The following is a 4,703-nucleotide window of genomic DNA, read 5'->3' on the forward strand; positions in this document are numbered from 1 at the left end:
CTTCTTCTAATCTGCCTAAATTTCTTAAAGCAATACCACGGTTATACCAAGCCTCATGATAATCAGGTTTGATTTCTAAAGCTTGCTCATAGGAGGCGATCGCTTCTTCGAATCTGCCTAAATTCCTTAAAGCAATACCACGGTTATTCCAAGCTTCATGATCATCAGGTTTGATTTCTAAGGCTTGCTCATAGGAGGCGATCGCTTCTTCTAATCTGCCTAAATTCCTTAAAGCAATACCACGGTTATACCAAGCCTCATGATAATCAGGTTTGATTTCTAAGGCTTGGTCATAGGAGGCGATCGCTTCTTCGAATCTGCCTAAATTATCTAAAGCAATACCACGGTTATTCCAAGCCTCATGTTTATCAGGTTTGATTTCTAAAGCTTTATCATAGGAGGCGATCGCTTCTTCTAATCTGCCTAAATTCCTTAAAGCAATACCACGACCATACCAGGCTTGATCGTCATCTTTGTTATCTGCTAACCAATGATCTATATGACTAACTGCGTCTTCATATCGTTGACAGTTTAGAGATAGGAGAAATTGTTTATAAGCTAACTTTGTTTGCTCATTATTGCTGAATTCCAATTCTTTAGATAATGCTTGTAGTTCTAATAACTCATGATGTGATTGTTGTGGTTTTGCCTGAAAAATACTAGAATCTACAGTAGTTATCTTATCTTTGCTGGGAATAAACCTAAAAAAACCCGAACGCCAATCGAAAAAATCTGGAGCTCGTTTAATAAAATAATCAACACCAAAACTTGGCACTAGAAACACAAAAGAGATATTAAAATCTTCTCGAAAACGATCTCTTTGTAAGTTTAAATAACCTAAAAATCTCGGTACGCCACGCCAACTTTGTGAATAGCGTTCCTTGCTATTAGCATAAGTTTCTTGAGTGCTATCACCAAAAGTATATTTCTCATATTCATAAAGTGAATGTTCTAAACCAGAAATAAATAAAATATCAATGTCATCTATATTTGGTAAATCAATAATAAGATTGTAGAGACTATCAACAGGCTCAGTTAAACGTAGAGCTTCAATCTTTTTCTGACTAATGTCTTCTTTAAGATTAGCAATAATATCCTCTCCCACTACAGGAGAACATTGCACAAAAAACAAACCAAAACCATTGTTTCTTTGCAAAGAACGCCGCAAAGCATTATATTCGTCTATTGCTTCCCCATTTAGTTCTTGCTGCCAATTATTTAGTTTCTGGTTCACCATTTTGCGGCTAACTTTGTTGATAAACTTGCTGAAATTTGGGAATATTTCTTATTAAAGGATGGACATCATACCAACGTTTTAGCTCTCCTTGTTCGTCAAAATATACATATTCCAACAAACACCGATTGAATAAGAGAACACGATACTGATCGCTATTTTCTAATTCTTTAGATCGAGCCACTTTTGCCAATATAGACCATTGTGCTTCTTCAATAGTACGACGATAAACATCCCTTAATTTTGTTATCGAACGTTGGGCAGCTTTGGCTGTGATCGGTAAATTATCAACATGATTAATAGACTCTTGAATTAACTGCATTAGTTGTCTAACATGACCACCACTCATCATACATAATTTTTCTAAAGTAACTTGATCTTCAAAAATATCTGTTTCTAAGCCAAGATTAGGGTCAATGGTTTTAATTCTTTGACTAATAATTTCTTTTAGTTTATCCAATCCTGACTGATAAGAATTACCATCAGGTTGCTGTACCATGATCATCGGCAAAATCGTCGTATCGCCATAGTTAACATCAATATCGCTGGCTCTACTTGAATAAAGCAAAGAAATTGGCACAGTATAAACCACATGACAATCCAATCCTTTGAGCTGTTGACTGCGATCTATAAAAATATGGTCGTGATTAGTGCGTCCATCTTCTTGAATTACTGGAGTGATGCGATCTAAACTATCGGCAATTATCCCCAGCTTAGTTTTGCCCAGAGGCAGTTGATTTTGCGCCTCATTAATAAATTCGTTTAATGCCTTTAGCAAAGTAGTAGTGTGAGGATCAACTAGTTTGCGAATCTTAGCTCTTTGAGTGGGAACAGCTCTTAGATTAGCAGTTATCGTAGCAAAGGTTGTTATGGCGGTTTCGACACTGAGACCATCAAAGTCTACAGTTGTTAAAGCCAATTCTCGTAACTCTTGCCAGCGATCTTTTAGCCAATGGAGAATTGGATCTGGGTTATTATCTCGCAATTCTTCTAGTAAATGTCTGGTACAGGCCAGCAATATATCCGTATATTGGGCATCTTCCGAGTCGATATCTTCCTTGTCCGCACTGAAATAGACCACAAAACATTGATTTGCTTCCAAATACTTTTGCAATCGCAGTAATTCTGTCGATTTGCCCGCACCACGATGACCGGCATACAATTGGCAGGTAGGAGAATCGGCCCGTACGATCTTCCTCCCCAAATCCTGTTCAATATTACTATCTCCCCGAACTTCCCCACATTCTACGTAGGCAGGATCTCCAGGTTTCAACGGCTCAAAAGGATCAAAAGCATTGTAGATCCTGCCAATTAACTTTGGGTCAACATTCATAATGAAAGACAATTGCGGGTAGCAATAATTATACTAACCTGCGTTCATAGACGTAAGATCATTTTTAATTCCCTTTGCGTCTTTGCGTCTTTGCGCGAGATACAAAATTACACTTGAGAACGCGACTCAGTATTATAAATGTTTAGACAAGAATTGAGGAGATAGATACAGAGAGCAGAAATAGCCCTCTCATCCTACTCACTTATTACTTAAAACAGCGACATTAGAATTCATTTGCGATTTTTGCGCTAAGTATTCTGCCAACTGTGTTTCAATTTGCTCTTTCACAATTTCGCGATATTCCAGAAAATGCTCGTTATGAGCACACATAGTCAAATAATGTTCCCATACTCTTGGGTTTTTCTTCATAATACTGAACAAATGATGCCAAAATTTCCAACGAGTATTGCGTTGAATTCCCTGCCGCCAAATAACAATTGCTAAAGCCTTCAAATCTACCAAACTTGGCATCTTAAAAGGAGTCTGCACAGGAGTTGCTTTAAGCTTCAAAAAACAACGATAAACTCGATCTAAATAACGATTTGGATCATACAGTTTCCAAAAAGTTTCAATATACTCATTGGCAATATCTTCTATGGGACGAGTCGGTACAAAATTGAGCAAGGTAGTTTGATTAATATCTTGTTTGTCGTTTTCAAGTAAACGTTCTTCTTTCTCTAGACGCGCCCAAAGAGCAGTATTGGGAAGTGCTTGCAACATGCCAAACATTGCCGTAGGAATGGCAGAGCTCTCGACAAAATTGATAATGCGATCGGCAGCTCCTTTTTTCTCACCATCGAAACCAATAATAAAACCAGCCATGGGTCGCAGTCCACTACGAATAATTTTATCAACAGTATCAGTTAGCGAACTACGAGTATTTTGGAATTTTTTGGTTAAAGCTAAGCTATCTTCGTCAGGGGTTTCAATCCCCAAGAAGACGGCATTAAAATTGCAATCTACCATTAAATCCATCAACTCTTGATCCGCCGCCAAATCCACTGAAGCTTCAGTATTAAATTGGAAGGGATATTGATGCTCCGACTGCCATATTTTTAATTCTTTGAGTAATAATTTGACGTTGCGTTTATTACCAATAAAATTGTCATCCACCATGAAAATAGCTCTACGCCAACCCAGCTCGTAAAGAAACTCTAGTTCTTTTAATAATTGAGCTGGCTCTTTGGTTCGTGGTTTACGACCATAAAGCACGATAATGTCACAAAACTCGCATTGAAAGGGACAACCTCTAGAAAATTGCACCGACATAGAATCATAAGCGTCTAATTCTAATAAGTCATAGCGAGGAATCGGTGTTGTAGTAACATCTGGTTTCTCTGCGGTGCGGATAACTCCTTTGGTTTCCCCTCTTGCGAGAGCTTCGACAAACATTGGTAAAGTGATTTCTCCTTCGTCTAGAACCAAAAAGTCAGCACCAGCATTTAAAGGTTCATCGGGGACAGATGTTGCGTAAGGGCCGCCTACTGCAACCAATTTACCTCTTTGCTTAGCCTCTTTGATTTGTGCGGTCAGATCATGTTTTTGCACAATCATCGCTGAAAATATTACCAGATCTGCCCAGGCCCATTCTGCCTCGGTTACCGGACGAATATTGCGATCTACTAATTTAAATTCCCATTCCTGAGGCAAAATACTTGCCACAGTGATCAATCCTAAAGGGGGCAATAATACTTTGCGATCGACTAATTCTAGTATTTTGTCGTAAGACCAGAATGTCTGAGGAAAGACAGGATAAATCAGCAATGTCCGCATAAGTAAAAATACTCGTTAACAATCCCATCATTATAGCGATGCTTTGTGATTATTCAGAGTTTTTCCCATCCTCCCTATCTTTCCCCACACTGTCTTTAAATCGAAGGCAGAAGAATGAAGGCAGAAGGCAGAAGAATGAAGGCAGAAGGCAGAAGGTAACTGGCATAGTGGGAGAATTAGACTCACCACTATGCCCTGTTCCACTTAGGCGATTTCTCAAAATATTTGTACCAGGTTTTGATCAGATTTATCGATAATCTGTAAGGACGATTCGCGAATCGCCCCTACGTCAATGGTATGTTCTTTCCCAGAAATCACCTTAAAGCAGTGGAGGAATTCAACCTAAAGGGATAAGTTAGAAGT

General features: G+C 38.6%; 3 protein-coding genes. All 3 read right to left on the reverse strand.

Going from position 1 to position 4,703, the window contains the following annotated elements; all coding sequences use genetic code 11:
• Positions 1-1,237: tetratricopeptide repeat protein (locus XEN7305_RS00350; protein ID WP_006507301.1), on the reverse strand; the 1,237-nt coding region annotated here is incomplete at its 3' end.
• 7 nt (positions 1,238-1,244) lie between these two features.
• A complete protein-coding gene (locus tag XEN7305_RS00355; protein WP_006507302.1) occupies positions 1,245-2,567 on the reverse strand; it encodes an AAA family ATPase in 1,323 nt (440 codons plus the stop codon).
• A 198-nt stretch (positions 2,568-2,765) separates the two neighbouring features.
• Complete coding sequence (locus tag XEN7305_RS00360) at positions 2,766-4,340, reverse strand: B12-binding domain-containing radical SAM protein (protein WP_006507303.1); 1,575 nt, start codon at positions 4,338-4,340, stop codon at positions 2,766-2,768.
• Between the last annotated feature and the right edge of the window lie 363 nt (positions 4,341-4,703).

Source organism: Xenococcus sp. PCC 7305, from assembly GCF_000332055.1.
GTDB lineage: Bacteria > Cyanobacteriota > Cyanobacteriia > Cyanobacteriales > Xenococcaceae > Xenococcus.